At 69.8% G+C, this 23,072-nt stretch carries 20 protein-coding genes, 1 tRNA gene and 1 pseudogene; 13 read left to right on the top strand and 9 right to left on the bottom strand.

What is annotated here, in order from left to right; translation table 11 throughout:
* Nucleotides 1-119: 119 nt before the first annotated feature.
* The 4 genes from ACZ7DL_RS26670 (at nt 120) to ACZ7DL_RS26685 (ending at nt 4,364) form a co-directional block, all read left to right on the top strand.
* Nucleotides 120-911, top strand: coding sequence for a GntR family transcriptional regulator (locus ACZ7DL_RS26670; RefSeq protein ID WP_470777739.1), 792 nt, complete (start codon nt 120-122; stop codon nt 909-911).
* A 269-nt stretch (nt 912-1,180) separates the two neighbouring features.
* Complete coding sequence (locus ACZ7DL_RS26675) at nt 1,181-2,494, top strand: ABC transporter substrate-binding protein (protein WP_470777741.1); 1,314 nt, start codon at nt 1,181-1,183, stop codon at nt 2,492-2,494.
* An 8-nt stretch (nt 2,495-2,502) separates the two neighbouring features.
* The gene (locus tag ACZ7DL_RS26680) at nt 2,503-3,480 is read left to right on the top strand and encodes a carbohydrate ABC transporter permease (RefSeq protein ID WP_470777744.1); all 978 of its coding nucleotides are present in this window, start codon (nt 2,503-2,505) and stop codon (nt 3,478-3,480) included.
* On the top strand, nt 3,477-4,364 hold the full coding sequence (locus tag ACZ7DL_RS26685) for a carbohydrate ABC transporter permease (protein WP_470777746.1): 888 nt from the start codon (nt 3,477-3,479) through the stop codon (nt 4,362-4,364). The genes ACZ7DL_RS26680 and ACZ7DL_RS26685 overlap by 4 nt, the downstream gene beginning before the upstream one ends.
* A 221-nt stretch (nt 4,365-4,585) precedes the next feature.
* Here the strand turns inward: ACZ7DL_RS26685 and ACZ7DL_RS26690 are convergent, their stop codons facing one another.
* Nucleotides 4,586-4,870: a CU044_2847 family protein gene (locus ACZ7DL_RS26690; RefSeq protein WP_470777749.1), complete on the bottom strand. Its 285-nt coding sequence runs from the start codon at nt 4,868-4,870 to the stop codon at nt 4,586-4,588.
* A gap of 183 nt (nt 4,871-5,053) precedes the next feature.
* On the opposite strand from ACZ7DL_RS26690, the gene ACZ7DL_RS26695 reads away from it, so the two are divergent.
* The 3 genes from ACZ7DL_RS26695 to ACZ7DL_RS26705 all read left to right on the top strand — a co-directional run bounded on the left by ACZ7DL_RS26695 (nt 5,054) and on the right by ACZ7DL_RS26705 (nt 9,476).
* Entirely contained in the window at nt 5,054-5,761 is a 708-nt protein-coding gene (locus tag ACZ7DL_RS26695; RefSeq protein WP_470777751.1) for a tetraspanin family protein, read from the top strand.
* A 24-nt stretch (nt 5,762-5,785) separates the two neighbouring features.
* Nucleotides 5,786-7,939: a CHAT domain-containing WD40 repeat protein gene (locus ACZ7DL_RS26700; RefSeq protein ID WP_470777753.1), complete on the top strand. Its 2,154-nt coding sequence runs from the start codon at nt 5,786-5,788 to the stop codon at nt 7,937-7,939.
* A gap of 169 nt (nt 7,940-8,108) precedes the next feature.
* On the top strand, nt 8,109-9,476 hold the full coding sequence (locus ACZ7DL_RS26705) for a cellulase family glycosylhydrolase (protein ID WP_470777754.1): 1,368 nt from the start codon (nt 8,109-8,111) through the stop codon (nt 9,474-9,476).
* 142 nt (nt 9,477-9,618) lie between these two features.
* On the opposite strand, the gene ACZ7DL_RS26710 is transcribed toward ACZ7DL_RS26705, so the two are convergent.
* From ACZ7DL_RS26710 to ACZ7DL_RS26725, 4 genes are read right to left on the bottom strand one after another with little or no spacing between them, the layout of a single operon-like run.
* Nucleotides 9,619-12,012: a beta-xylosidase/alpha-l-arabinosidase gene (locus tag ACZ7DL_RS26710; RefSeq protein WP_470777756.1), complete on the bottom strand. Its 2,394-nt coding sequence runs from the start codon at nt 12,010-12,012 to the stop codon at nt 9,619-9,621.
* Entirely contained in the window at nt 12,009-12,827 is an 819-nt protein-coding gene (locus ACZ7DL_RS26715) for a carbohydrate ABC transporter permease (RefSeq protein ID WP_470777758.1), read from the bottom strand. Before ACZ7DL_RS26715 ends, ACZ7DL_RS26710 begins: the two co-directional genes overlap by 4 nt.
* The gene (locus tag ACZ7DL_RS26720; RefSeq protein WP_470777759.1) at nt 12,824-13,780 is read right to left on the bottom strand and encodes a carbohydrate ABC transporter permease; all 957 of its coding nucleotides are present in this window, start codon (nt 13,778-13,780) and stop codon (nt 12,824-12,826) included. The genes ACZ7DL_RS26715 and ACZ7DL_RS26720 overlap by 4 nt, the downstream gene beginning before the upstream one ends.
* A gap of 7 nt (nt 13,781-13,787) precedes the next feature.
* Nucleotides 13,788-15,092 carry an ABC transporter substrate-binding protein gene (locus tag ACZ7DL_RS26725; protein WP_470777761.1) on the bottom strand — a complete coding sequence of 435 codons (1,305 nt, stop codon included), beginning with the start codon at nt 15,090-15,092 and terminating at the stop codon, nt 13,788-13,790.
* A gap of 134 nt (nt 15,093-15,226) precedes the next feature.
* Here ACZ7DL_RS26725 and ACZ7DL_RS26730 point away from each other — a divergent pair, with 134 nt between their 5' ends.
* Nucleotides 15,227-16,249: a LacI family DNA-binding transcriptional regulator gene (locus tag ACZ7DL_RS26730; RefSeq protein WP_470777763.1), complete on the top strand. Its 1,023-nt coding sequence runs from the start codon at nt 15,227-15,229 to the stop codon at nt 16,247-16,249.
* Between the two features lie 37 nt (nt 16,250-16,286).
* Here the strand turns inward: ACZ7DL_RS26730 and ACZ7DL_RS26735 are convergent, their stop codons facing one another.
* Together ACZ7DL_RS26735 and ACZ7DL_RS26740 are read right to left on the bottom strand one after the other, a co-directional pair.
* Nucleotides 16,287-16,703 (bottom strand): ATP-binding protein, encoded by a 417-nt coding sequence (locus tag ACZ7DL_RS26735; RefSeq protein ID WP_470777764.1) that lies wholly within the window; start codon nt 16,701-16,703, stop codon nt 16,287-16,289.
* Nucleotides 16,704-16,804: 101 nt separating this feature from the next.
* On the bottom strand, nt 16,805-17,890 hold the full coding sequence (locus ACZ7DL_RS26740) for an endo-1,4-beta-xylanase (protein WP_470777766.1): 1,086 nt from the start codon (nt 17,888-17,890) through the stop codon (nt 16,805-16,807).
* A 345-nt stretch (nt 17,891-18,235) separates the two neighbouring features.
* On the opposite strand from ACZ7DL_RS26740, the gene ACZ7DL_RS26745 reads away from it, so the two are divergent.
* Both ACZ7DL_RS26745 and ACZ7DL_RS26750 read left to right on the top strand, forming a co-directional pair.
* On the top strand, nt 18,236-18,931 hold the full coding sequence (locus ACZ7DL_RS26745) for a glycoside hydrolase family 11 protein (protein WP_470777768.1): 696 nt from the start codon (nt 18,236-18,238) through the stop codon (nt 18,929-18,931).
* 61 nt (nt 18,932-18,992) lie between these two features.
* Nucleotides 18,993-19,673: pseudogene (locus ACZ7DL_RS26750) on the top strand (polysaccharide deacetylase family protein); the annotation flags it as partial.
* A 659-nt stretch (nt 19,674-20,332) separates the two neighbouring features.
* On the opposite strand, the gene ACZ7DL_RS26755 reads toward ACZ7DL_RS26750, so the two are convergent.
* Nucleotides 20,333-20,406: transfer RNA gene (locus tag ACZ7DL_RS26755), tRNA-Pro, on the bottom strand.
* Between the two features lie 105 nt (nt 20,407-20,511).
* On the opposite strand from ACZ7DL_RS26755, the gene ACZ7DL_RS26760 reads away from it, so the two are divergent.
* The 3 genes from ACZ7DL_RS26760 to ACZ7DL_RS26770 all read left to right on the top strand — a co-directional run bounded on the left by ACZ7DL_RS26760 (nt 20,512) and on the right by ACZ7DL_RS26770 (nt 22,325).
* A complete protein-coding gene (locus ACZ7DL_RS26760) occupies nt 20,512-21,072 on the top strand; it encodes a DUF309 domain-containing protein (RefSeq protein ID WP_470777770.1) in 561 nt (186 codons plus the stop codon).
* Between the two features lie 225 nt (nt 21,073-21,297).
* Nucleotides 21,298-22,071: a precorrin-6A synthase (deacetylating) gene (gene cobF / locus ACZ7DL_RS26765; RefSeq protein ID WP_470777771.1), complete on the top strand. Its 774-nt coding sequence runs from the start codon at nt 21,298-21,300 to the stop codon at nt 22,069-22,071.
* Between the two features lie 56 nt (nt 22,072-22,127).
* Complete coding sequence (locus ACZ7DL_RS26770) at nt 22,128-22,325, top strand: hypothetical protein (RefSeq protein WP_470777773.1); 198 nt, start codon at nt 22,128-22,130, stop codon at nt 22,323-22,325.
* Here the strand turns inward: ACZ7DL_RS26770 and ACZ7DL_RS26775 are convergent.
* A complete protein-coding gene (locus tag ACZ7DL_RS26775; protein ID WP_470777775.1) occupies nt 22,312-23,058 on the bottom strand; it encodes a cobalt-precorrin-6A reductase in 747 nt (248 codons plus the stop codon). The two genes, ACZ7DL_RS26770 and ACZ7DL_RS26775, sit on opposite strands and share 14 nt — an antisense overlap.
* Nucleotides 23,059-23,072 lie beyond the last annotated feature (14 nt).

Here is a 23,072-nt window from a genome sequence, read left to right on the forward strand (position 1 = left end):
ATACAAGCCTCTGTCGAGCCCGCTGTCAATACTTTGTTAAGACATCATTTCACGAGCAGGTCCGAATGTAAGTACAAACCATTGACACCCTCACCTTCCCGGACCTACACCTGGGAGGCATGAGCCCAGTACACCGCACGGCGCAGCGAACGGCACCGGGCGATCGCGCGCTGGACCGCCTCACCCTCGCCCTGGACCGCACCAGCCCGGTGCCGCTGTACCACCAGCTCGCCCAGCAGCTGGAGGCGGCCATCGAGCACGGGGTACTGGTCCCGGGGAACCTCCTGGGCAACGAGGTCGACCTGTCCGCGCGGCTCGGGCTGTCCCGGCCCACCGTCCGCCAGGCGATCCAGTCCCTGGTCGACAAGGGGCTGCTGGTGCGCCGCCGCGGGGTCGGCACACAGGTCGTGCACAGCAAGGTCAGACGCCCCCTGGAGCTCAGCAGCCTCTACGACGACCTGGAGTCGGCCGGACAGGCACCGACCACCCGGGTGCTGCGCAACGAGCGGATCCCGGCGCCCGCCGAGGTGGCCGCCGCACTGGGCCTCACGGAGGGCACGGAGGTCACCGTGCTGGAGCGGCTGCGCTGCGCGCACGGCCGGCCGGTGGCGTTCCTGTGCAACCACCTGCCCGCCTCCCCGCTCGAACTCGACACCGGGCGGCTGGAGTCGACGGGTCTGTACCGGATGCTGCGCGCCGCCGGGATCACGCTGCGCAGCGCACGCCAGTCCATCGGCGCCCGGAGCGCAGGCACCGCGGAGGCCGCCCTGCTGGAGGAGCAGCCGGGCGCGGCCCTGCTCACCATGGAGCGCACCACCTACGACGACGCCGGCCGGCCGGTGGAGTACGGCAGCCATGTCTACCGCGCGTCCCGGTACGCCTTCGACTTCCAGCTGCTGGTCAGGACCTGAAACGGAACGATCTGTTTCACACAGCCCCCGCGGCCGCCCCGGGCCGCGGGGGCCGCTCTGATCCGCCCGCCCGCAATGGTGCAGGTGACAGTGTCGATTACGTTTCGGGCAAGAGACCCCCCAGTACGACCGGAGCTATTGACGCCTGAGCGGACGTGGGGCTGTTATTACGCCCACGATGTTCGGTCGAGTTGGTTTCTGAGCGGTTTCGGAGACCTTTCGGCGATCAACTCACCCCCTTGGCCGAACCCTGTTTCTCAGGAGCCGCCATGCGCCTCTCCCCCTCCGGTCTTTCCGTCCCGGGTCCCAGCCGCCGCTCGCTGCTGCGCGGAGCCGGCGGTGCCGCCCTGCTCGCCGGGGCCGGCATACCCCTGCTGTCCGCCTGCGGAGGCAGCGGTTCTGCCTCCGACCCGAAGACCGTCACCGTCGGCTCCAATGCCTCGGACGCGGTGCCGAAGGCAGCCTTCGAGAGCGTCTACGCGGCCTTCAAGAAGCAGTCCGGCATCACCGTCGATGTGAACACGAAGGACCACAACACCTTCCAGGAGCAGATCAACTCGTATCTCCAGGGCACGCCGGACGACGTGTTCAACTGGTTCGCCGGCTACCGCATGCAGTTCTTCGCCGCGAAGAAGCTGGCCACACCGATCGACGACGTGTGGGCGAAGATCGGGGACAACTTCCCCGAGGCGATGAAGAAGCTCAGCAAGGGCGAGGACGGCACGTACTACTTCGTGCCGATGACGACATACCCGTGGGCGGTCTTCTACCGCAAGAGCGTCTTCCGGCAGCACGGCTACAAGGTCCCGGCCACCTGGGACGACTTCGTCGCCCTGTGCAAGCAGATGAAGAAGGACGGCCTGGTCCCGATCGCCTTCGGCGACAAGGACGCCTGGCCCGCGATGGGCACCTTCGACCAGATCAACTTCCGCCTGAACGGCTACGACTTCCACGTCGAGCTGATGGCGGGCAAGGCATCCTGGACCGACACCAAGGTGAAGGACGTCTTCGACCACTGGGCCGAGATCCTCCCCTACCACCAGGACGGCTTCATGGGCCGCACCTGGCAGGACGCCGCGCAGACGCTGGTGGCGAAGAAGGCCGGGATGTACCTCCTCGGCTCCTTCGTGGCCCAGCAGTTCACGAACAAGGCCGACCTGGACGACCTCGACTTCTTCGCCTTCCCGGAGATCAACTCCGCGTACGGCCAGGGCACGGTCGAGGCCCCGACCGACGGCTTCATGGTCAGCAAGTCCCCGAAGAACCACGCCGGTGTGGTCAAGCTGCTGGAGTACCTGGGCAGCCCGGCGGCCCAGGAGCTGTACCTGAAGACCGACTCGAGCGTGGTGGCCGCCTCCAGCAAGGCGGACACGTCCTCCTACTCGCCGCTGCAGAAGAAGGCGTTCGAGATGATCGGCAGCGCCAAGAGCCTCACCCAGTTCATGGACCGCGACAGCCGTCCCGACTTCACCTCCACGGTGATGCAGCCCGGCCTCCAGAAGTTCCTCCAGAACCCCAAGGGCGTGGACGGCCTGCTGTCGTCCATCGAACGCCAGAAGAAGACGATCTTCGCGTCCTCGTGAGCGGCCCGATGACCACCGACACGACGACGAAGAGCCCGGAGGCGGCGGCCGTGCCGCCGGGCGCCACGCCTGAGAAGAAGCGGGGCACGCAGGGCCACCGGCGCCTGCTGACCCGCCGTGACCGGTTCACCCTGGCCGTGATGGCGGGCGTGCCGACCGTCCTGCACGTGATCCTGGTCTGGGTCACCGCCATCGCCTCGGTCTTCCTCGCCTTCACCACCTGGGACGGCATCGGGTTCGACTCGATCACGTGGGTCGGCCTGGACAACTTCCGGCAACTCTTCACCGACAACCCGCAGTTCTGGCCGGCCGTCCAGCACAACGTCATCTGGTTCGTGGTGCTGATCCTGATCCCGACGCCGCTCGGCCTGTTCCTCGCCGTCCAACTGGACAAGAAGATCCGGTTCACCCGGGTCTACCAGACCGCGTTCTTCCTGCCGGTCGTCATCTCGATGGCGTGCATCGGCTTCGTCTGGCAGCTCGTCTACAACCCGGACACGGGCCTGATCAACAGCATCCTCGGCGCCAACGAGCCCGGCCACTACATCGACTGGATCGGCGACCCCGACCTCAACCTGTGGGCCGTCCTCATCGCCGCGTCCTGGCGGCACACCGGCTACATGATGATCCTGTACCTGGCCGGTCTGAAGAGCGTCGACCCCTCGCTCAGGGAGGCGTCCGCGCTGGACGGCGCGAACGAGTGGCAGACGTTCAAGAACGTCATCTTCCCGACCCTGCGCCCGACCAACACGGTCGTCCTGGTCGTCACCATCATCGAGGCGCTGCGCGCCTTCGACCTGGTCTTCGTCTTCAACAAGGGCGCGCAGGGCACCGAGTTGCTGTCGATCCTGGTCACCAACAACATCATCGGCGAGTCCAGCCGTATCGGATACGGCTCCGCCATCGCCGTGGTCCTCCTGGTCATCTCCCTCGCGGTGATCGTCCCGTATCTGATCGCCACCTTCCGGAAGGAGCGACGCGCATGAGCGGCACCGTTCTCCCGCTGAAGCGGCGCGCCCCGATCCGCCCCGCCCGGGTCCTGCTGCACGTCTTCCTCGCGGGCACCGCCCTGGCCTGGCTCGCACCCCTGCTCTGGGCTGTCTTCTCGGCCCTGCGCCCGTACAGCGAGACCAGCGCGAAGGGCTACGTGTCCTGGCCGGACACGCTGAACTTCGACAATTTCAAACACGCGTTCCAGCAGTCGGACATGATGCACTACTTCGGCAACACGCTGGTGATCGCGATCCCGGCCGTGCTGCTGACGCTGTTCCTGTCCTCCTGTGTCGCCTTCTACGTCAGCCGGTTCGACTTCCACCTCAACCTGGCGCTGCTGCTGGTGTTCACGGCCGGCAACCTGCTCCCGCAGCAGGTCATCATCACCCCGCTGTACCGGCTGTACCTGCTCACGAACCTGCCGGGCATCACCGCGAGCGGCAAGCTGTACGACTCCGCGCTGGGCCTGGTCCTCATCCATGTGGCGTTCCAGTCCGGGTTCTGCGCGTTCGTGCTGAGCAACTACATGCGATCGCTGCCGCACGAGCTGACGGAGGCGGCGCTGGTCGACGGCGCCTCGGTGTGGCGGCTGTACTGGCAGATCACGCTGCCGCTGTGCAAGCCGGCGATGGCGGCCCTGGCCACCCTGCTGTCGATCTGGATCTACAACGACTTCTTCTGGGCGCTCGTGCTGATCTCCACCGGCGAGAACATGCCGATCACCTCGGCGCTGAACAACCTCTCCGGCCAGTACTTCACCGACCCGAACCTGGTCGCCGCCGGCTCCCTGCTGACCGCGATCCCGACCCTGGTCGTCTACTTCGCCCTCCAGCGCCAGTTCGTCAGCGGCCTGACACTGGGCTCCAACAAGGGCTGACCCGCCCGCACGTGACCCGGCGCGGGCACGGCGGTGGGGCCCGTCGGCGCGGCCCGGAGGCGGACTACCTGTTCGTCATCGACCACACCGGTCAGGGCCCCGAACCCGCTGTGGCGCCGGGGTCGGTGGAACTGCTCAGCGGCCAGGAGCTGGGGTACTCGGTGACGGTCCCTCCGGGCGAAGTCGCCGTCATACACGAACCGCGAAGTGAGTGAGCTCGCTCAGGACTTGGTCCATGTCAGGCTGACTTTCAGTTGAGCCGAGGCCCCGGCCGTCGTGATGACCGCTCCTGCCTGGGCGTTCAACTCGACACCGAATTCCACGAGGAGAACGTCGGGGCGTTGCACGAGTCCTTCCATCTGGGCAGCCATGCCATGGGCCACTGCGCGCACCGCACGGGTGAGGGAGTCGAACGTGCCCTCGGCCTTCTCGATCACCGCGGATGTGGACGCGCCTCGGGTGATCACAGGGCTTGGCACCTGCTCGTCGGAGACTTTGACGAGCACGGTGCCACCATCGTGTAGCGGGAACTCCATAATCGCCATAAGATCTGGATTAGCACGAAATTCCGCACACCGCCAGGTAGTTGACGGTTCTCTTAATTCCCGAGCGTGTGCGCCGCGGGCGAGGGCAGGGTCGGTGGGCTTCAGCCGTAGAGAATGCGGCTTCACGCACGAAGGAGGCGAGCCATGCCCCTCGCCCTCGAGATCGTTCTCATCGTCATCGGAGTTATCCTGCTGGCCGCCGCCCTGATCGGCAGTGGCATTTCCCGGCGCCTCATGACCATTCCCAAGATGCACCGGACACCACGCATCGCGCTCGCCATTCTGGGCGTGCTGCTGCTGGCGGGTGGAATGTGGGGCGTGGCGACCGAGACGGAAAAGCGCGGCCCCGCGTTGGCGGAACTCAGGACCCACGTTCCGTCCGATGTCAAGACTGCGATGGACTGCTCGGAAGCCGCTGAATCCCCCAAGGGAGCGGTGGGACTCGAATGCACCGGCACCGATGACGACACCACGCCGGAGCAGGCGTGGTTCACCCTGTTCCCCGACGTCGACTCGATGCAGGAGTACTGGTTGAACAAAGCCGACCCCACCAATCTGCCGGGAGCCAAGTGCAGCTCTGTGGACGACGTCAAGAAGGGGAGCAAAGAGGAGTGGGCCCTCAGTGACCAGTCTGTCACGGTCGGCGAGCAAGCCTGCTACATGGTCGGAAACACCGCAGTTGCCGTCTACACGGACCGGCGTTACAACATCGTCGTCTTTGCCCAGGTCTCGGATCCCCGGCACTACGCCGACTTCCTCAAATGGTTGAACGGCAACGCCTCCGTACCCGAAGGGGACGAGAACGAGACCCCCGCCACGCCGTCACACACCGTGGCCGAAGCGCGGCATTGACCTGCCGAAGGGGAGAAGGGCGCCATGGCGGCGGAATTTGATTTCGTGCTCGAAATGAGCGAGGCGCCCGGCGGTTACCGCATCGAGGTGTCGTCGCCGTGCGGTGAGGACACCACCGTCGCCGCCATCGACGCGGACGAGCTGCTGGACCGGCTGCCCTCGCTGGAGGCGGCCGTTCTGGGGTCCGCCGCGCGCTCACGGAGCGCGGGACCGGGGTTGGAGGCGCCCGCCCGGCAGGTCGGCGGCACACTGTTCGACTCCGTGTTTCATAGCGCGATCAAGGCGCTCTATCTGTCCAGCAGGCAGAAGGCGCAGGAACGCGGCCGGCGGCTGCGCATGATCCTCCGGGTCCGCTCCCCGGAGCTGGCGGCACTGCCCTGGGAGCTTCTGTACGACGCGAAACTCGGCGGCTATCTGTGCCTGCACCATCCGATCATCCGCTACGTGGAGATGCTGGAGCCGGTCTCGCCGCTGCGCGTGGATCCGCCGCTGCGCATCCTCGGCATGGTGGCCCTGCCCGGCTCGCTGGGCACGCTGAACGCGGACATGGAGCGAGAGGGCCTGAGTTCCGCGCTCAAGCCGCTCATGGACACGGGGATGGTGCAGCTCGACTGGGTGCAGGGGCAGACCAAGCAGCATCTCTTCGACGCGCTGTTCCGCGGCTGCCACATCTTCCACTTCATCGGGCACGGGAGGTTCGACGAGCAACGGCGGCAGGGAATGATCGTCTTCGCCGACGAGCAGGGCCGGGAGGATCCACTGCACGCCGAGGCGCTCGGCTCGCTCATCAGCGTCGCCGAGCCCGCACCACGCCTCGTCGTGCTCAACAGCTGCGAGACGGGAACCTCCCACGCGCTGGATCTGTTCTCCAGCACGGCGGCCAAGCTCGAATACACGGTGCCGGCCGTGGTGGCCATGCAGTTCCCGGTGACCGACAAAGCGGCCGTGCTCTTCTCCCGGGCCTTCTACCAGGCCCTCGCGGCCAACCGGCCGGTCGACGAGGCGGTCCGCACGGGTCGTATCGCGCTGCGGGCCGACAAGGACGACAGCCTCGAGTGCTTCACGCCCGTCCTGTACCAGCGCAGCGGCGACGCCCGGCTCTTCGACCTCACCTCTTCGCGGCCGCCCACTCCCCCGCGGCAAGTGGCCGAAGACACCAACCGGCCGGGGCGTGAGGCGCACCGTGACAGAAAAACCGAGCCGTCCTTCCCGCAGCCCCCGCCGCCGCCCGGGCGGCGGTCCCCGCCTCCACCTCCACCTCCACCTCCACCTCCACCTACGCCGAGAACGCCTTCCCCCGGCATCACGCCCCTCACGGCGATCGACACCGGGCACTGGGTGGTCAGTCTGGCCGTCCATCCGCAGGGGCGCCTGCTCGCCACCGGCTCCCGCAAGCTCATTCGGGTCTGGGACGTGGTCACCGGCCGGCCGAGGTGGGAGCGCCGGCTCGGCGGGTGGAGCACGATGGTGAACGCGACCGCCTTCAGTCCCGATGGCAGCAGACTGGCCACCGGCAGTACGGACAACTTCGCGCGCGTCTGGGACGTGTCGACCGGATCCATGGACGCCGAGCTGGCCCACCGCCATTTCGTCAACACGGTCGACTTCGACGGCAGCGGGCAGTACCTGGCCACCGGCAGCGCGGATGCGACGGTCTGTGTATGGGACCTCAGCACCGCGAACCGCGTACTGACCCTGCGCCATGCCCGCGCGGTCAAGGCCGTGAGGTTCAGCCCGAACGGACGCCTGCTGCTCACGGCGTCCGAGGACAAGAACGCGTACGTCTGGGACAACACGGGCCGTCAGAAGGCCCGGATCCCCCACCACGATTTCGTCCTCGGCGTCGCCTTCTCCCCGGACGGGCGGAAGATCGCCACCTGCAGCCAGGACCGTGCCGCTGAGGTCAGGGAAACGGAGACATGGACGCCGCTCTTCCGTGTGGAGCACAACGCCGGACTGCGGTCGGTGGCTTTCAGTCCCGACAGCACCATGCTCGCGACCGGCAGCGAGGACGGCACCGTATCCGTGTGGTCGGCTGACACGGGGCAGTCGCTGTTCGCCGTCAAGTACGACCGCTCGGTGAACGCCGTGGCGTTCTATCCGGACGGGCGGTTCCTCGCCGGCGGCGGCGAGGACAAGGTGGTGCGCAGCGTCCGGCTCCCCGGGGACGACCGGTGACCGTGTCCCGCGACGCGTCGACGGGCTCGTCTTCTTGAGCCCTGAAGTCCGGCGCGGTAGGTGAGCCGCGTCAAGTCACAGCAGCCGAAGCGAGTCCAGGCCTTGAAGAGTGCGGCGGCGGCTGGTGGGATGCGCGGCACATCGAACACCGTCGCCCCGGAGGTTTCCTGTGCTGCGAGTGCTTCTCACGGCCGGCGCGGTCGTCGCCGCGCTGCTCGCCCCCGCCACCGCCCACGCCGAGGAGACCGGAGCGGACATACCCCGGCTCACCGACCGGCACGGGCGGGTGCTCACCCTGCACGGCTGGAACATCGAGGACAAGACGCACCGGGGCGACGAGGCCCTGACGGGCATCACCGAACGCCACCTGCGCGACATGCGGGCCCAGGGCTTCGACTTCGCCCGGCTGCTGGTCTTCTGGGACGACCTGGAGCCGAGTCCGGGCCGGTACAGCCGGGACTACCTGCGCCGGATCGAACGCGTCCTGGACTGGGCCGAGCGCTACGACGTGAAGGTCGTCATCGACGCCCACCAGGACGTCTTCGGGCCCGCCTTCGGCCACCGCGGGGTGCCCGCGTGGGCGACCAGAACCGACGGACTGCCGTTCACCGCCCATCCGGACGACTGGTTCGCCGAGTACTTCGAGCCCGCCGTACAACGCGCCTTCACCCATCTCTACGCGGACGCGGACCTCCGACGCGCCCAGGCCGGGATGTGGCGCCTCCTCGCCGCCCGCTTCGCCCACCATCCGGCCGTGCTCGGCTACGACCTGATCAACGAGCCGATGGGCGAACTGCGGCCCGGGGAGGACCTCGCGACGGCCGCGCGCCGCATCGAACGCGACCAGCTCACGCCGATGTACAACCGCCTGGCCGACACCGTCCGTTCGGCCGACCGGGACGCCTGGGTGTTCGTGGAACCGACCCCGATCGTCGGCGAGGGCGTACCGACCGGCCTCCGACGCGTGGACGATCCCCGGGTCGTGTACGCGCCGCACTTCTACAACTCCGCCATGGAGGCGGGCGGCGACTACGATCCCGGCGCCGGCTGGATCGAGGCGTACGAGCGGGCGGTCACCGCGTACCCGCGGCGGTACCGGGTCCCGGTCGTGGTCGGCGAGTGGGGCCCGCTGAACAACGCCCTGCCGCACATGAACCGCTTCTACCGGGACGCGCTGGCCTCCCTGGGCCGCTATGCCTCCGGCTGGGCCGGCTATGTGTGGTGCTACGGCGGCGGGTACTGCGCGGTCGACGACACCGGTGCCTTCCGCACCAACAAGGAGCTGACCGCCGAGCCGTACGCCGAGACGGTGGCGGGCACGGTCCGCTCCGCCGCGTACGACTCCGGGGCGGGCCTCTACCGCCTGGTCTATCGTGCGGCGTCCCGCGGCTCCCGGCTGACCGAGCTGTCCTTCCCGCCCGGCACCTGGCGGGTCACGGCCGACGGCGGTGCGACGGTCGTACGCCGGACGGCCGGCCGGGCCTGGGTCCTGGCCGGCCCGGACAGCCTGGTGACCGTCACCGTGCGGCGCGGCTGACCGGAGGCGGCGCCGTGGAGGTCCGGTCCGGCCCCGGGCGCCCCCGCGCACCGGGCTGGACCTCCGCGCCGGTCGCCGGAACCGGCCACGCGCCGTGGCCCGCTCCCCGTCGGCGGGGCAGCGGGCCACGGCCCGGCGCGGGTCAGACGGCGGGGCTCGTCGGCCGCACCGGCTCCGGCTCGAAGCGCGCGTGGAACCGGCGGTTGTGGTCCACATGGCGCTCGGGGCCGGTCAGCCTCACCGTCGCGGTCAGGCGGGCGTCGGTGCTGGACGCCGCCAGACGCAGCTCCAGTTCGCCCGGTTCCACCACCCGTCGCCCGTCGCGGCCGGTGAAGGAGGCCAGATCGGCCGGCACGGTGACCCGCAGCCGGCGGGCCTCGCCCGGGGCGAGCGGGACCCGGGCGTAGCCGACGAGACGCTGCACCGGCTGGACGACGGAGGCGACCGGGTCGTGCAGGTAGAGCTGGACGACTTCGGTACCGGCCCGCTCCCCTGTGTTGCGCACGGTGAAGGCGAGGGAGAACTCGCCGCCGGTGTCCGCCTCCGGCCGGTCGACCCTCAGCTCGCTCCAGTCGAAGGACGTGTAGGACAGGCCGTGCCCGAACGCGAAGGCCGCGGTGGGGTCGATGCTGGACACGTCGCCGGCCTGGGCGAGCCGGGCCCCGAGGTAGGTGGCGGGCTGACCGCCGGTGTCGCGGGGCACGCTGACGGGCAGCCGTCCGGAAGGGTTGGTCCGGCCACTGAGCACACCGGCGATGGCGGTGGTGCCCTCGACCCCGGGGAAGAAGGACTGCACGAGCGCGGCGGCCTCGTCGGCGGCGCGGCCGAGGGCGTAGGGCCGGCCGGCCAGCAGGACCGTCACCACCGGCGTGCCGGTGTCGAGCAGCGCGTCGAGCAGCCGCTGCTGGGCACCGGGCAGGGCCAGGGACTCGGCATCGCAGCCCTCACCGCTGGTGCCGCGGCCGAAGAGGCCCGCACGGTCACCGAGGGCCGCGACGACGACGTCGGCTTGGCGCGCGGCGCCGACGGCTTCGGGGATGCCGAAGATGTCACCGTCGTCGACGCCGGTGCCCTGGACGACGGTGACCTCCGCGTCGGGGAACTCCCGCCTGAGGGCGTCCTCCAGTGTGGGCAGGTCGATGCCGGGCGGTGTCTGCGGGTGGTGCACGCCGACGTGCTGCGGGAAGGAGTAGCAGCCCAGCACGGCCGTGGGGCTGGTCGCGTTGGGGCCGATCAGGGCGATGCGGCGCGGCCGGCCGAGGGGCAGGGTACCGTCGTTGGTCAGCAGGACGACCGCTTCCTCCGCCACGGTGCGGGCCAGTTCCCGGTTCTCGGCGGTGTCCAGGTCCACGGTGCCGCGCAGGGCGTCGGGGTCGTCCAGGTCCGCTCCCGCGAGCCGGGCCGGGACCGGGTTCCAGTCCGCGTCGAGCAGGCCGAGCCGCGCCTTCTGGAGGAGCACCCGGTGCAGGGCGCGGTCGATCAGCGCCTCCGGTACCCGGCCGGCGGCGACGGCTTCGGCCAGAGGCGCGCCGAACGTCTTCACGGTGGGCAGTTCCACGTCGACACCCGCGCGCAGGGCCGTGGCCGCCGCGTCCGCCCAGTCGCCGGCGACTGCGTGCAGGGTCTTCAGGAAGGCGATGCCGAAGTAGTCGGCGACGACCGTGCCCGCGAAGCCCCAGGTGTCGCGCAGCAGCCCGGTGAGCAGGTCTTCGTCGGCCGCCGAGGGGATCCCGTCGGTGTCGGTGTAGGCGTGCATGACGGAGTCGGCTCCGCCTTCGCGCAGGGCCATCTCGAACGGGGGCAGGAGAACGTCCGCCCGTTCGCGCGGGCCCATGCCGACGGGTGCGAGGTTGCGGCCGGCGCGGGAGGCGGAGTAGCCGGCGAAGTGCTTCAGGGTGGCGACGACGCCGGCGGACTGGAGTCCCTGGACGTAGGCGGTGCCGATGCTGCCGACGAGGTAGGGGTCCTCGCCGATGGTCTCCTCGACGCGGCCCCAGCGTGCGTCGCGGACCACGTCCAGGACGGGCGCGAGGCCCTGGTGGACACCGACGGACCGCATGTCGCGGCCGATCGCGGCGGCCATCCGGCGGATCAGACCGGGGTCGAAGGTGGCGCCCCAGGACAGCGGGACGGGGTAGGCGGTGGCGCCCCAGGTGGCGAATCCGGCCAGGCATTCCTCGTGGGCCAGGGCAGGGATGCCGAAGCGGTTCGCGGCGGCGATCCGGGTCTGGGTGCGCAGCAGGGAGAGCGCGCCGAGCGCGGGGTCGACGGGTGCCGTACCGAAGGGGCGGGTCAGCTGGCCCAGGCCGGCGGGCAGCAGGGCGTCGAGATCGACGGCCTCCTCCATGTCGTGCTGGTGCGGTGCGACTTCGCCGCCCTCGTCGGATGCGCCGACCCACACGCCGTACAGCTGGGCGGTCTTCTCCTCCAGGGTCATCGCGTCGATCAGCGCGGAGACGCGGGTGCCGATGTCCTGGGTCGGGTCGTTCCAGAGGGGGACTTCGGGGGTGGTCTCTACGGCCACGTTGGCGGTCACTTTCCTCCCATGCCCATCAGACCCTGGACCAGGGCCCGGCGGGCGAACAGGTAGACGAGCAGGACGGGCACCATGGACAGCGTCACCGCTCCCAGCAGACCGGGGATGTCGACGCCGTGTTCGGTCTGGAAGTTGTACAGACCGAGGGTGATCACCTTGGTCGAGTCGGACTGGGTCAGGACGAGCGGGAACAGGAAGCCGTTCCAGGCCTGGAGCGCGGAGAACACCACGATCGTGGACAGGCCGCCGCGCGAGAGCGGGACGACGAGCTGGAAGAACATCCGCGTCGGGCTCGCCCCGTCCACCGTCATGGCCTCGAACAGCTCCGGGGAGATGTCGCGCATGGCCCCGCTGAGGATGAGCGCCGACATCGGCAGGCAGAACGCGGCGGTGGGAAGGATGACGCCGAGGAGGTTGTCGTACAGGCCCGCCTCGCTGATCAGGTAGAACATCGGCACGATGACGGCCTGGGCGGGGATGGCGAGGCCCAGCAGGAACAGCCGGAAGATCTGCGAGGTGACGCGGCTGCGGCTGCGTACGATCGCGTAGGCCAGGGGCGGTACGAGCAGCAGCACCACGCCGACCACGCAGACGGTGACGACGATGGTGTTGAGGAAGTACCGGCCGAATCCCGAGTCGAACGCCCCGGTGTAGTTGTCGAGGGTGAACTCGCCGGGGAAGGACACCGGGCCCTTCTTCGCGTAGTCCTGCCGGGTGCGCAGGGTCGCGGCGAGCATCACGTACAGCGGCAGACCCACCAGGACGAGCCAGACGATCGAGCCGGCTCCGGCCAGGTGGTTGGGGCGGTTCCTCATGACACCCCCTCCATGTCGCTGCGCATCTTGTCGTAGCCGGAGACGCGGACCACGATCAGCGAGACGACCGTGGCGGCGACGACGAGGCACAGGGCGATGGCCGAGCCCGCTCCGAAGTCGAAGCCCTTGAACGCCTTCTGGTACATGTAGTAGGCGCTGATCGTGGTGTCGGTGCCCGGTCCGCCCTGGGTGAGGATGAGCACGGTCTCGAAGGTGGTGAGCCCGCCGACGATCATCAGGATCATCGAGGTGATGACCGAGTTGCGCAGCTGCGGCAGCGTGATGTGGAAGAACTGGCGGTAGCGTCCCGCGCCGTCGATCGCGGCCGCCTGGTAGAGCACCTGCGGGATCGCCCGGGCGGCGCCCTGGTAGATCAGCGTGTGGAACGGGGTGAACTGCCAGGTGCTGACGAAGGCCAGCACCCCGATGGCCGTGGTTTGTTCACCGAACAGGTTGCCGTCCCCGAACAGCCAGGTCATCCGCGCGGGGACGCCGAAGTTGGGGTCGAGCAGCGCCCGCCAGAGCACCGACACCGCGGTGGCGGACAGCAGCAGCGGGATGAAGTAGATCGCCGAGAGGACGGCGCGGTTGCGCTGGTGCCCGGCGGCCCAGACCCCGAGCACGATGCTCAGCGGGGTCTGGATCACCACGCCCAGGGCGGTGAGCAGCAGGGTGAGCCAGATGCTGTTGATCATCACGGGGTCGTCGAGGATGCGCTTCCAGTTGTCCGTCCCGACGAACTGGGGTGATCCCAGGCCGTTCCAGCTCATGAAGGACAGCACCACCACCATGATCAGCGGGGCGATGGCGAAGAGGGCGAAGAACAGGGTGGCGGGCAGCGCCCAGAGGAAGCCGGGGCGCGTGCCGTGGGCGGCGTAGGAGTCCTCCGGCCGTCGCCGGGCCTTCCGGGAGGCCGCGGCGGTGGGCGGAGCGCTCGTGATCTGTGTGGTCATGAGCGGTTCATTCGGTCGGGAGGGCCTGCATGGCCTTGATGAAGCCGTCCGTGTCGAGCTGCCCGTTGAAGAACTGCTGGACGGCCTGGTGGATGGGGGTGATGGCCGACGGCGGGTAGGCCTGGTCCCAGGACAGCTGGAAGGACTTGGCCTTGGCCACGAGGTCGTACTGGAAGCGGGAGTACGCGGGGCTGGCCGACGTGTCGAGGAACTGCGGGGTGTTCGTGGTGGTGGGCAGGTTGCCGATGGCCAGCTGGGCCTTGACGAACTCATCGGAGTACATGAGCTTCAGGAACTCGGCGACCGCCTCGGGGTGCTTGGTCTTCTTCAGCACCGAGTAGAAGTTGTTGGTGTTGCCGACGACGTCCGAGGGGTCGCCCTTGCCGCCGGGGATGGTCGGGAACGTGCCGTAGCCGAGGCCCTTGGCGGCGAAGTCCTTGGCGTCCTGCTGCTGCTGGGCGTAGTACCAGGAGCCCATCAGCTCGAAGCCCGCCTTGCCCTGGGCCACCAGCGCGGGCGAGGCGCCGTTGGTGTACTTCACCGAGTCGTAGTTCTTGCCGAAGACGCCGGTGTCGACCAGTTCCTCGAGCATGCCGAGGGCCTTCTTGCTGTCCGCGCTCGCCCAGGCGTCCTTGTCGCCGTCGAGGGCCTTGTGGAACAACTCGGGGCCGGCGACGCGGTCGTAGACGTACTCGAACCACATCAGCGTCGGCCACTGGTCGCCGCCGCCGAGGGCGACGGGGGTGACACCTTCGGACTTGAGCTTCTTGGCTGCGTCGAGCAGTTGGTCCCAGGTCTCGGGCTGCTGCACGCCCGCCTTGTCGAGCACCTCCTTGTTGCTGAACAGCAGCACCGGCTGCGTGCCGCGCATGGGGATGCCGTAGCGCTTGCCGTCGACGACGGCGCTGTTGTAGACGCTCGGCAGGAACTTGTTGTCGAGGTCCGGGTCCTTCTTGACGAAGTCGTCCAGCGGCATCAGCAGCCCGGCCTTGACGAAGGGCTGGATGCTGCCGCCGCCCCAGTTGAAGAAGATGTCCGGCGCCTGTGGCGTGTTGATGATCGTCTGGAGCTTCTGCTGGTAGTCGGCGCCGGGGATGGTGTCGAGGACGGCCTTGACCTTCGACGTCTTGTTGAACGTGTCGACTATCTGTTTCTCCACCTTGTTGCTGGCGTCCCCGTAGACCAGCACGTGGATCTTGCCGTCGTCCGAGGAACCCCCACCGCTTCCGTTGCCGCACGCGGCGAGACTCGCCGCCAGGGCGAGCGTCGCTGCACAAGCGAGCACTCGGGGCATCCGTGTACGCATGGTCATCTGCCTTCCGAAAGTTTCGGAGCAATAGCCGAAAGTCCTGCGGCCGGACACTAGGAGGCCGGGGAAGAAATGGTCAACGGTTGTGCACCTACGCAGCCAAACCGTTACCCGGCGTCGTGGCTTATGCTGCGGCCATGCGCGAAGAAGCCCAGGTCGGTCGCAGAGTCACCTTGGCAGCCGTGGCCAGAGAGGCCGGCGTCTCCCTTCCGACAGTTTCGAAGGTCCTCAACGGTCGTTCGGATGTCTCTCCGACGACCCGTGCCAAGGTCGAGCGTCTTCTGGAGGTCCACGGCTACCGCCGACGGACCGTGGGACCGCCGCAGGCCCCGCTCATCGAGATCGTCTTCCACGAACTGGAGAGCGTCTGGGCCATGGAACTCATCCGCGGCGTGGAGAACGTCGCCAAGCGGAACGACGCGACGGTCTCGCTCACCGAGAGCGGGACACGGCAGGCTCCCGGGCCGGAGTGGATCGGGGGTGTGCTGCGCCGTCGTCCCCTCGGCGTGCTGCTGGTCTTCTCCACGGTCCCGGAGGACGTGAAGAGGCAGCTTCGGTCCCGGGCCATTCCGTTCGTCATCGTGGACCCGGCGGGCGATCCCGACCCCGACGTCCCGTCCGTCGGTTCGGCCAACTGGGCCGGAGGAGTGGCCGCCACGCGCCACCTCACGGACCAGGGACACGAGCGCGTCGCCATCATCACCGGTCCCGAGGATCTGATGTGCTCGCTGGCCCGTCTGGACGGATACCGATCGGCGATGGCGATGGCGGGTCGCGAACCGGAGCCGGAGCTGGTGCGGTTCGGCGACTTCCACGTCCAGAGCGGCTTCGAGCACGCCATGGACCTGCTGCGTCGGCCGGACCGGCCGACGGCGATCTTCGCCGGGAGCGACCTTCAGGCGCTGGGCGTCCTGGAGGCGGCCCGGGTACTGGGCCTGAACGTGCCCGGGCAGCTGTCGGTGGTGGGGTACGACGACGTGCCGCCGGCCCGGTGGTCGAGCCCGCCGCTGACCACCGTGCAGCAGCCGCTCCAGCGCATGGCCGAGGAGGCGGCCCGCATGCTGCTGCGGCCCGCGGACCCCGGAAAGGCCGCGCTGCGCATCGAACTCGCCACGCACCTGGTGGTGCGCCAGAGCACCGCACCGCCCGCCGCCGGCTGAACACCGTCCCAGGACAGGCCGGCTACCGGGCGCCGGGTCAGGCGTTCGCCCGGGCAGGCGGGCGGAAACAGGCGAGGACGGTCTTGCCGTGCGGGCAGGACCGGGCCTCCCAGCGGTCGGCCAGGGCGTCCATCAGCAGCATGCCGCGCCCGCCCGGCTGGAGCGCACCGGGGTGCCGGGGTTCGGGCAGCACGGGGGAGGTGTCGTGCACCGCGATGTGCAGACACTCGTTGTCCCAGGACATCACCAACTGCGCGGTGCTGTGCGCGTGGACATGTGCGTTGGTGACCAGTTCGGACACCACCAGCAGCACGTCGTCCGCCGTATCCGGGGCCGATCGCGTCCAGCCCAGCTCGTCCAGATGGGCCCGCGCCCAGTCCCGTGCCGCCTTGACCTGACTGTTGAGCGGCAGTGAGCGTGCCCAGCCCACCGCGCGAAGCGAACGTCCGTCCACGATCTTTCCCGTCTGTGCCGACCGGACCGTTTCCGTCCATCCGGCTACCCGCACACGGCCCCGGTACGGCTGCGACATGGATTCCGGGTCGGCGCGAGGCGCTATTCGGCCACCCCGTACCGCGCCCGGCCCGCCAGTTCCGACTGGAGCGTCCGGTACGCCGGCTTCGGGCGGTAGTCCTCGTCGAACAGATTGGCGGCGCCCTCGCCTGGGAACGTGCCCGGGACCCAGGAGTACCTGTCGGTGAAGCCCCAGACGGTGAACGAGATGCAGTGGCGGGCGCGCAGACAGGCGTCGAGCAGGCGGCGATAGCCCTCGGCCTGGGTGGCCAGCTTGGCCGCGTCGGCCGGCATCTCCATGCGGACGTCCGCCTCCGTCACGGCGGTGGCCAGGCCGAGCTTGTCGAAGCGGGCGAAGTTGGCGGCCATGTCGGTGGGCAGGCCGTACTGGATGCCGAGGTGTCCCTGGAAGCCGACCCCGTCGATGGGAACGCCCTCGGCGCGCAGGCGGCGGACCAGGTCGTAGACGGCGTCGCTCTTCGGGCCGGTCCACTCGGTGTTGTAGTCGTTGTAGAAGAGCAGGGCATGCGGGTCGGCCTCGTGGGCCCAGCGGAAGGCGTCGGCGATGTAGCCGGGACCGAGCTTGCGCAGCCATATGCTGTCGCGCAGGGTGCCGTCCTCGTTGAACGCCTCGTTGACCACGTCCCATTGCCAGACCCGGCCCTTGAAGTGCCGCACGGTGTCGGTGATGTGATGGTGCAGGACGGCACGCAGCTGATCGGCGCTGAAGTCGCCGGAGGTGAGCCAGGAGGGCAACTGGCTGTGCCAGACCAGGACATGGCCGCGCACCTTCTGTCCGTGCCGACGGGCGAAGTCGACCAGGCGGTCGGCGGCGGCGTAGTCGTACTGCCCCTGGCGGGGTTCGACCGCCTCCCACTTCATCACGTTCTCCGGGGTCACGGTGGAGAACTCGGAGCCCGTGAGCCGCCGGTAGGCGGCGTCGTCGGTGAGCGCGGACATGTCGACGGCGGTGCCGACCCGCAGATGATCGTCGGCGGCGAGCTGCCGCAGCGGGCGGTCCGGTACGGCGGGGCCGCCAGACGCCCCCGCGGGGCTCGCGGTGGTGAGCGGAAGCAGCGCAAGACAGCAGGTCGCGGCGGCGGCCGCGATGAAGCGGGGAAGGGGCACGAGCACTCCCGGAGGTGGGTCGAAAGTTTCGATTCGCCTTACGAGTGTTGCGTCACGCTAAACAGCCGCCACTATGCCGTCAACCATCGCGGCAAGGGGTGCTCGATCAGTCAGCCCCGATGCGACGAAAGTTTCGGATTTACACTCGATGTATAGTCGCCGAGTTTCGATGAAGTTTCGGAAACGGACGCATTGACCGCCCTTTCGACACGGCCGCATACTCTCCAGCAATCGAGCCCTCCCCCGGCAGGGACGGCCCCGCCGTACTTCATGGCGCGAACATGCCAATCCCACGCTGTGCCTGCCCGGGTCTTCCGCCTCATCAGCCCTCACCCAGGAGAAAGCATGGATCCGAACAACGCCCTGTCCCGCCCGATGAGCCGCCGCGGCTTCATCAACCGTGCCGGCACCCTGGCGCTGGCCACGTCCGCGTCCGGACTGCTGCTGCCCGGCACCGCCCACGCCGCCACGACCATCACCACCAACCAGACCGGCACCAACAACGGGTTCTACTACTCGTTCTGGACCGACGCGCAGGGCACGGTCTCCATGACGCTGAACTCCGGCGGCAACTACAGCACCTCGTGGCGCAACACCGGCAACTTCGTCGCCGGCAAGGGCTGGAGCAACGGCGGACGCCGGACCGTGACCTACTCGGGCAGCTTCAGCCCGTCCGGCAACGCCTACCTGGCCCTGTACGGGTGGACCTCGAACCCGCTCGTGGAGTACTACATCGTCGACAACTGGGGCACCTACCGGCCCACCGGAACCTACAAGGGCACGGTCACCAGCGACGGCGGCACATACGACATCTACCAGACGACGCGGTACAACGCCCCTTCCGTGGAAGGCACCAGGACCTTCAACCAGTACTGGAGCGTCCGGCAGTCCAAGCGGACCGGCGGCACCATCACCACCGGCAACCACTTCGACGCCTGGGCCCGCGCCGGCATGCCCCTCGGCAGCTTCAGCTACTACATGATCCTCGCCACCGAGGGATACCAGAGCAGCGGCAGCTCCAACATCACGGTGAACGGGTGACCGTCCCGCTCCGTCCGCTCCCCCACTGCGGTCACACCCCATCCGAGGAGGACCCACCCGCATGCGCGCCGCGCACCGCCCCTTGCTGACCGGACTGGCCGTCGCCGCGACAGCCGTGGCCGGCACGGTCACCGCCTCCGTCGACGCCGCTCCGGCGCACGCCGCCACCTGTTACGGGTACGTCGGGCTCACCTTCGACGACGGCCCGTCCAGCGGCCGCACCCCCGCGCTGCTGAACGCCCTGGAACAGAACGGCCTGCGGGCCACGATGTTCAACGAGGGCCAGTTCGCGGCCGCCTACCCGGCCCAGGTCCGGGCCGAGGTGAGCGCCGGGATGTGGATCGGCAACCACAGTTACACCCATCCCCATCTGACCCAGCTGAGCCAGGCACAGATCGACTCCGAGATCTCCCGCACCCAGCAGGCGATCGCCGCGGCCGGCGGCGGCACACCCCAGCTCTTCCGGCCGCCGTACGGCGAGACCAACTCCACCGTCCAGGCGGTGGAGGCCAAGTACGGCCTGCGGCAGATCATCTGGGACGTCGACTCGCAGGACTGGAACGGCGCGAGCACCGACGCGATCGTGCAGGCCGTGTCCCGGCTGACCAACGGCCAGATCATCCTCATGCACGAATGGCCGGCCAACACCCTTGCCGCCGTTCCGCGGATCGCCCAGACGCTGGCGAGCAAGGGCCTGTGCGCCGGCCGGATCTCCCCGCAGACCGGCCGCGCCGTGGCCCCCTGACCGTGGACTCCCGCTGACGCGATCGAGACCGTCGTCCTGCGGCGGTTCACGCAAAACGGGTCAGGGGTGGGTGGTCGTCCCGGATCCCTCCGGGACCACCCCTGACCCGCGTGTTCAGTTCTTTGGGAGAAGCCCTCGGGATGGGTGGTGACGGGACGTCAGCGGGGCAGGGTGGGGTGAACGCGAGCCCCGGCAAGTACCGTGCCCATTCGGTCCTGGTGATCCGACAGATACAGCACCTGCTCCGGCGACGCCCGCCGGCCCCGCCCGACTGGGAGACCCTCGTCGCACCGGCCGTCGCGCTCGTGGCCCCCTCCCACGGCCAGTACCGCGGCTGGGGAGACGTGGTCCTCTTCGCCGCGTGCACCGCCGCACGGATCGACGAGGTCTCAGACTGCCGCGTCGGAGACATCCACACCACCCAGGGGATCTGGTGCCTGCGGCGCCACGACCTCCGGCACACAAGATCACGTCCGCCGGCGCAGCGCTCTCCGCACACCTCAGCGTGCTCCGCGCCCCCACGCCCGTGCCGAGCCCGAGGCGCGTCACCCGCTGACACCGGTCAAAGACGCCGATCCCCAACTGGTCCCCAAGAACGATCAAGGGCCGGTTTCGGATGCCTCCGAAACCGGCCCTGACCTGCGACTCTCGCAACGTCGGGACGACAGGATTTGAACCTGCGACCCCTTGACCCCCAGTCAAGTGCGCTACCAAGCTGCGCCACGTCCCGTTGCGCTCACTCGCGGGTGCCCGCGTGATCGTGCGGACAGAACTCTACCCCACGCCCGGGGGTGTACCGAAGAAGGCCGGGGCGGGGCAGGGGACAATCGGCGGTATGAGAAACGCGGGCGCATCGGATGCCAGGGATTCGTCGGCCACCGGAGACTCGTCGGCCACCGGGGACACGTCGGCCACCAGGGACCGGGACACCGACGGGCGGGCCCGGAACGCGCGGCCGCGGGACGGGCTGGGGCGCCCGCTGCCCCACGGCGCCGAGGGCGTCCCCCGGCAGCCGGAGGGGGTGCTGCGCACCCCGGCGGAGACGGTCGCCGAGGCGCAGGCGCTGCTGGCCGCGGGACGGCCGTTCCACGCCCACGAGGTCTTCGAGGACGCCTGGAAGTCGGGCCCGGCGGACGAGCGCACGCTGTGGCGGGGGCTGGCCCAGCTGGCGGTGGGGCTCACGCACGCCGCCCGCGGGAACACCGTCGGCGGGGCACGGCTGCTGCGGCGCGGCGCGGGCGCGGTCGAGGAGTGGGAGGCCGAGCGGGGCGAGGACCGGCCGTACGGGCTGGATCTGGCGGGGCTCACCCGGTGGGCGCGGGACCTGGCCGGGCGGGTGGAGCACGGCTCGGCGCCGGTGGACGCGCGGGCCGAGGCGCCCCGGCTCGGCGCCTGACCGAGGCGAGCCGACGCCCTGACCAACGCGCCCCGGCACCCCGACCGAGGTAGCCGACGCCCTGGCCGAGGCGCCCGGCACGCCGACCGAGGCGACCTGTCACCCCTGACCAAGGCACCCCGGCACCCTGGCCGAGGCCGCCCCTCCGGGCCCAGTCCGGAGCGCCGTCGCGGTGTGTGCGGAGGCGGTGGACGGGCTGTCAGTGGCATGCGGCAGACTCGGGGCGTGCGAAAGATTCATGTCATCGGTATCGGCGCGGGCGACCCCGACCAGCTGACCCTTCAGGCGGTCAAGGCGCTGCGGAGCACCGACGTGTTCTTCCTGCTCGACAAGGGCGAGGTCAAGAGCGACCTGACGCAGCTCCGCCGGGACATACTCGACGCGCATCTGCCCGCGGGGTCGTACCGGCTGGTGGAGGCCCGGGACCCGGAGCGGGACCGGAAGGCGGGCGGCACGGCCTACTCGCCGGCCGTCGGGGACTGGCGCAGCGCCCGCGCCGGGATCTACGAGCGGCTGATCGCCGAGGAGCTGGACGAGGACGGCACCGGCGCCTTCCTGGTGTGGGGCGATCCGGCGCTGTACGACAGCACGCTGGCGATTCTCGAGGAGGTGCTGGAGCACGGCGCGGTGGAGTTCGCGTACGACGTGGTGCCCGGCATCAGCAGTGTCTCCGCGCTGGTCGCCCGCCACCGCACGGGTCTGAACCGGGTCGCCCGGCCTGTGCAGATCACCACCGGGCGGCGGCTGGCCGAGGGCTTCCCGGAGGGGGTGGACGACGTGGTCGTGATGCTGGACGCGCACCAGACCTTCCGGCGGTACGCCGGGGAGGACATGGACATCTACTGGGGCGCCTACATCGGCACGCCGGACGAGATCCTGGTCTCCGGTCCGATCGCCGAGGCCGGTCCGCGCATCGAGCGGCTGCGGGCGGAGGCACGGGAGCGCAAGGGCTGGATCATGGACACGTATCTGCTGCGCAGGAAGCCCGGGGACGCCTGACGGGTGCGGCGCGCGGCCTCCCCTGCCGTGCACCGGGTAGGGCGGCCCGGCGTGCCGTGTACGACCTGCGGCACCTCGATCTGATCCGGCGCTGCGTCGGCGCCACCCTGCGCGAGCGAGCCCACCGGCACGCCACCGGGGCGCGGCTGAGCCTGGTCGCCCGGCTCCCGGCCTGGATCACGAGCGCGAAGAACCGGGACGAGGTGCTGCGCACCATCGACCGGCTCCGCGCGTCGGTCCTCACGCCGGGCTGAGAACCAGCCACCGCAGCACGCCCGCCACGTCGGGCACGGCGGTCACCCCGGCAGGCAGTGCGGGGCGTCGTACGACGACAACGGGCAGACCCAGGTCCCGTGCGGCCGTCAGCTTCGCGGCCGTCGCCTCCCCTCCGCTGTCCTTGGTGACCAGGACGTCGGCCCGGTGAGCGCGCAGCACGTGCGTCTCGCCGGCGACGGTGAACGGTCCGCGGGCCAGGATCACTTCGGTGCGCGGTGGCAGCGGCGGCTCGGGCGGGTCGACGGACCGGACGACGAAGTGCAGGTCCGTCAGGTGGGCGAAAGCCGCGAGGCCGAGGCGTCCGGTGCTGAGGAACACCCGGCGGCCGAGACCGGGCAGCGCCTCGGCAGCCCCGGCCAGGGACGGCACGTCGTACCAGCGGTCGCCGGGGCCCGGGCGCCAGCCGGGGCGGCGCAGGACGACGGCGGGGACGCCGGTGGCCCGCGCCGCGCGGGCCGCGTTGGCCGTGATCGACTCGGCGAAGGGGTGGGTGGCGTCCACCAGGGCGTCGACGTGCTGGCACCGCAGCCAGTCGGCGAGGCCCTCCGGCCCGCCGAAGCCGCCGGTGCGCACCTCGCCGGGCAGCGCCGCGGGCCGCGCGACCCGGCCGGCGAGCGAGGTGGTGACCCGGACCCCGGGCCGGGCGGCGAGGTCGGCGGCGAGGCGGCGGGCCTCGGTGGTGCCGCCGAGGATCAGGACATGCGGGGGCATGAGGGTGAGCGTAC

This window comes from Streptomyces sp. NPDC036984 (assembly GCF_055607665.1).

What these genes read in the sequence shown, in the direction of transcription:
- ACZ7DL_RS26670 (WP_470777739.1), top strand. Translation starts at nt 120, where the DNA reads ATGAGCCCAGTACACCGCACGGCGCAGCGAACGGCACCGGGCGATCGC.
- ACZ7DL_RS26675 (WP_470777741.1), top strand. Translation starts at nt 1,181, where the DNA reads ATGCGCCTCTCCCCCTCCGGTCTTTCCGTCCCGGGTCCCAGCCGCCGC.
- ACZ7DL_RS26680 (WP_470777744.1), top strand. Translation starts at nt 2,503, where the DNA reads ATGACCACCGACACGACGACGAAGAGCCCGGAGGCGGCGGCCGTGCCG.
- ACZ7DL_RS26685 (WP_470777746.1), top strand. Translation starts at nt 3,477, where the DNA reads ATGAGCGGCACCGTTCTCCCGCTGAAGCGGCGCGCCCCGATCCGCCCC.
- ACZ7DL_RS26695 (WP_470777751.1), top strand. Translation starts at nt 5,054, where the DNA reads ATGCCCCTCGCCCTCGAGATCGTTCTCATCGTCATCGGAGTTATCCTG.
- ACZ7DL_RS26700 (WP_470777753.1), top strand. Translation starts at nt 5,786, where the DNA reads ATGGCGGCGGAATTTGATTTCGTGCTCGAAATGAGCGAGGCGCCCGGC.
- ACZ7DL_RS26715 (WP_470777758.1), bottom strand. Translation starts at nt 12,827, where the DNA reads ATGAGGAACCGCCCCAACCACCTGGCCGGAGCCGGCTCGATCGTCTGG.
- ACZ7DL_RS26720 (WP_470777759.1), bottom strand. Translation starts at nt 13,780, where the DNA reads ATGACCACACAGATCACGAGCGCTCCGCCCACCGCCGCGGCCTCCCGG.
- ACZ7DL_RS26725 (WP_470777761.1), bottom strand. Translation starts at nt 15,092, where the DNA reads ATGACCATGCGTACACGGATGCCCCGAGTGCTCGCTTGTGCAGCGACG.
- ACZ7DL_RS26730 (WP_470777763.1), top strand. Translation starts at nt 15,227, where the DNA reads ATGCGCGAAGAAGCCCAGGTCGGTCGCAGAGTCACCTTGGCAGCCGTG.
- ACZ7DL_RS26745 (WP_470777768.1), top strand. Translation starts at nt 18,236, where the DNA reads ATGGATCCGAACAACGCCCTGTCCCGCCCGATGAGCCGCCGCGGCTTC.
- ACZ7DL_RS26760 (WP_470777770.1), top strand. Translation starts at nt 20,512, where the DNA reads ATGAGAAACGCGGGCGCATCGGATGCCAGGGATTCGTCGGCCACCGGA.
- ACZ7DL_RS26775 (WP_470777775.1), bottom strand. Translation starts at nt 23,058, where the DNA reads ATGCCCCCGCATGTCCTGATCCTCGGCGGCACCACCGAGGCCCGCCGC.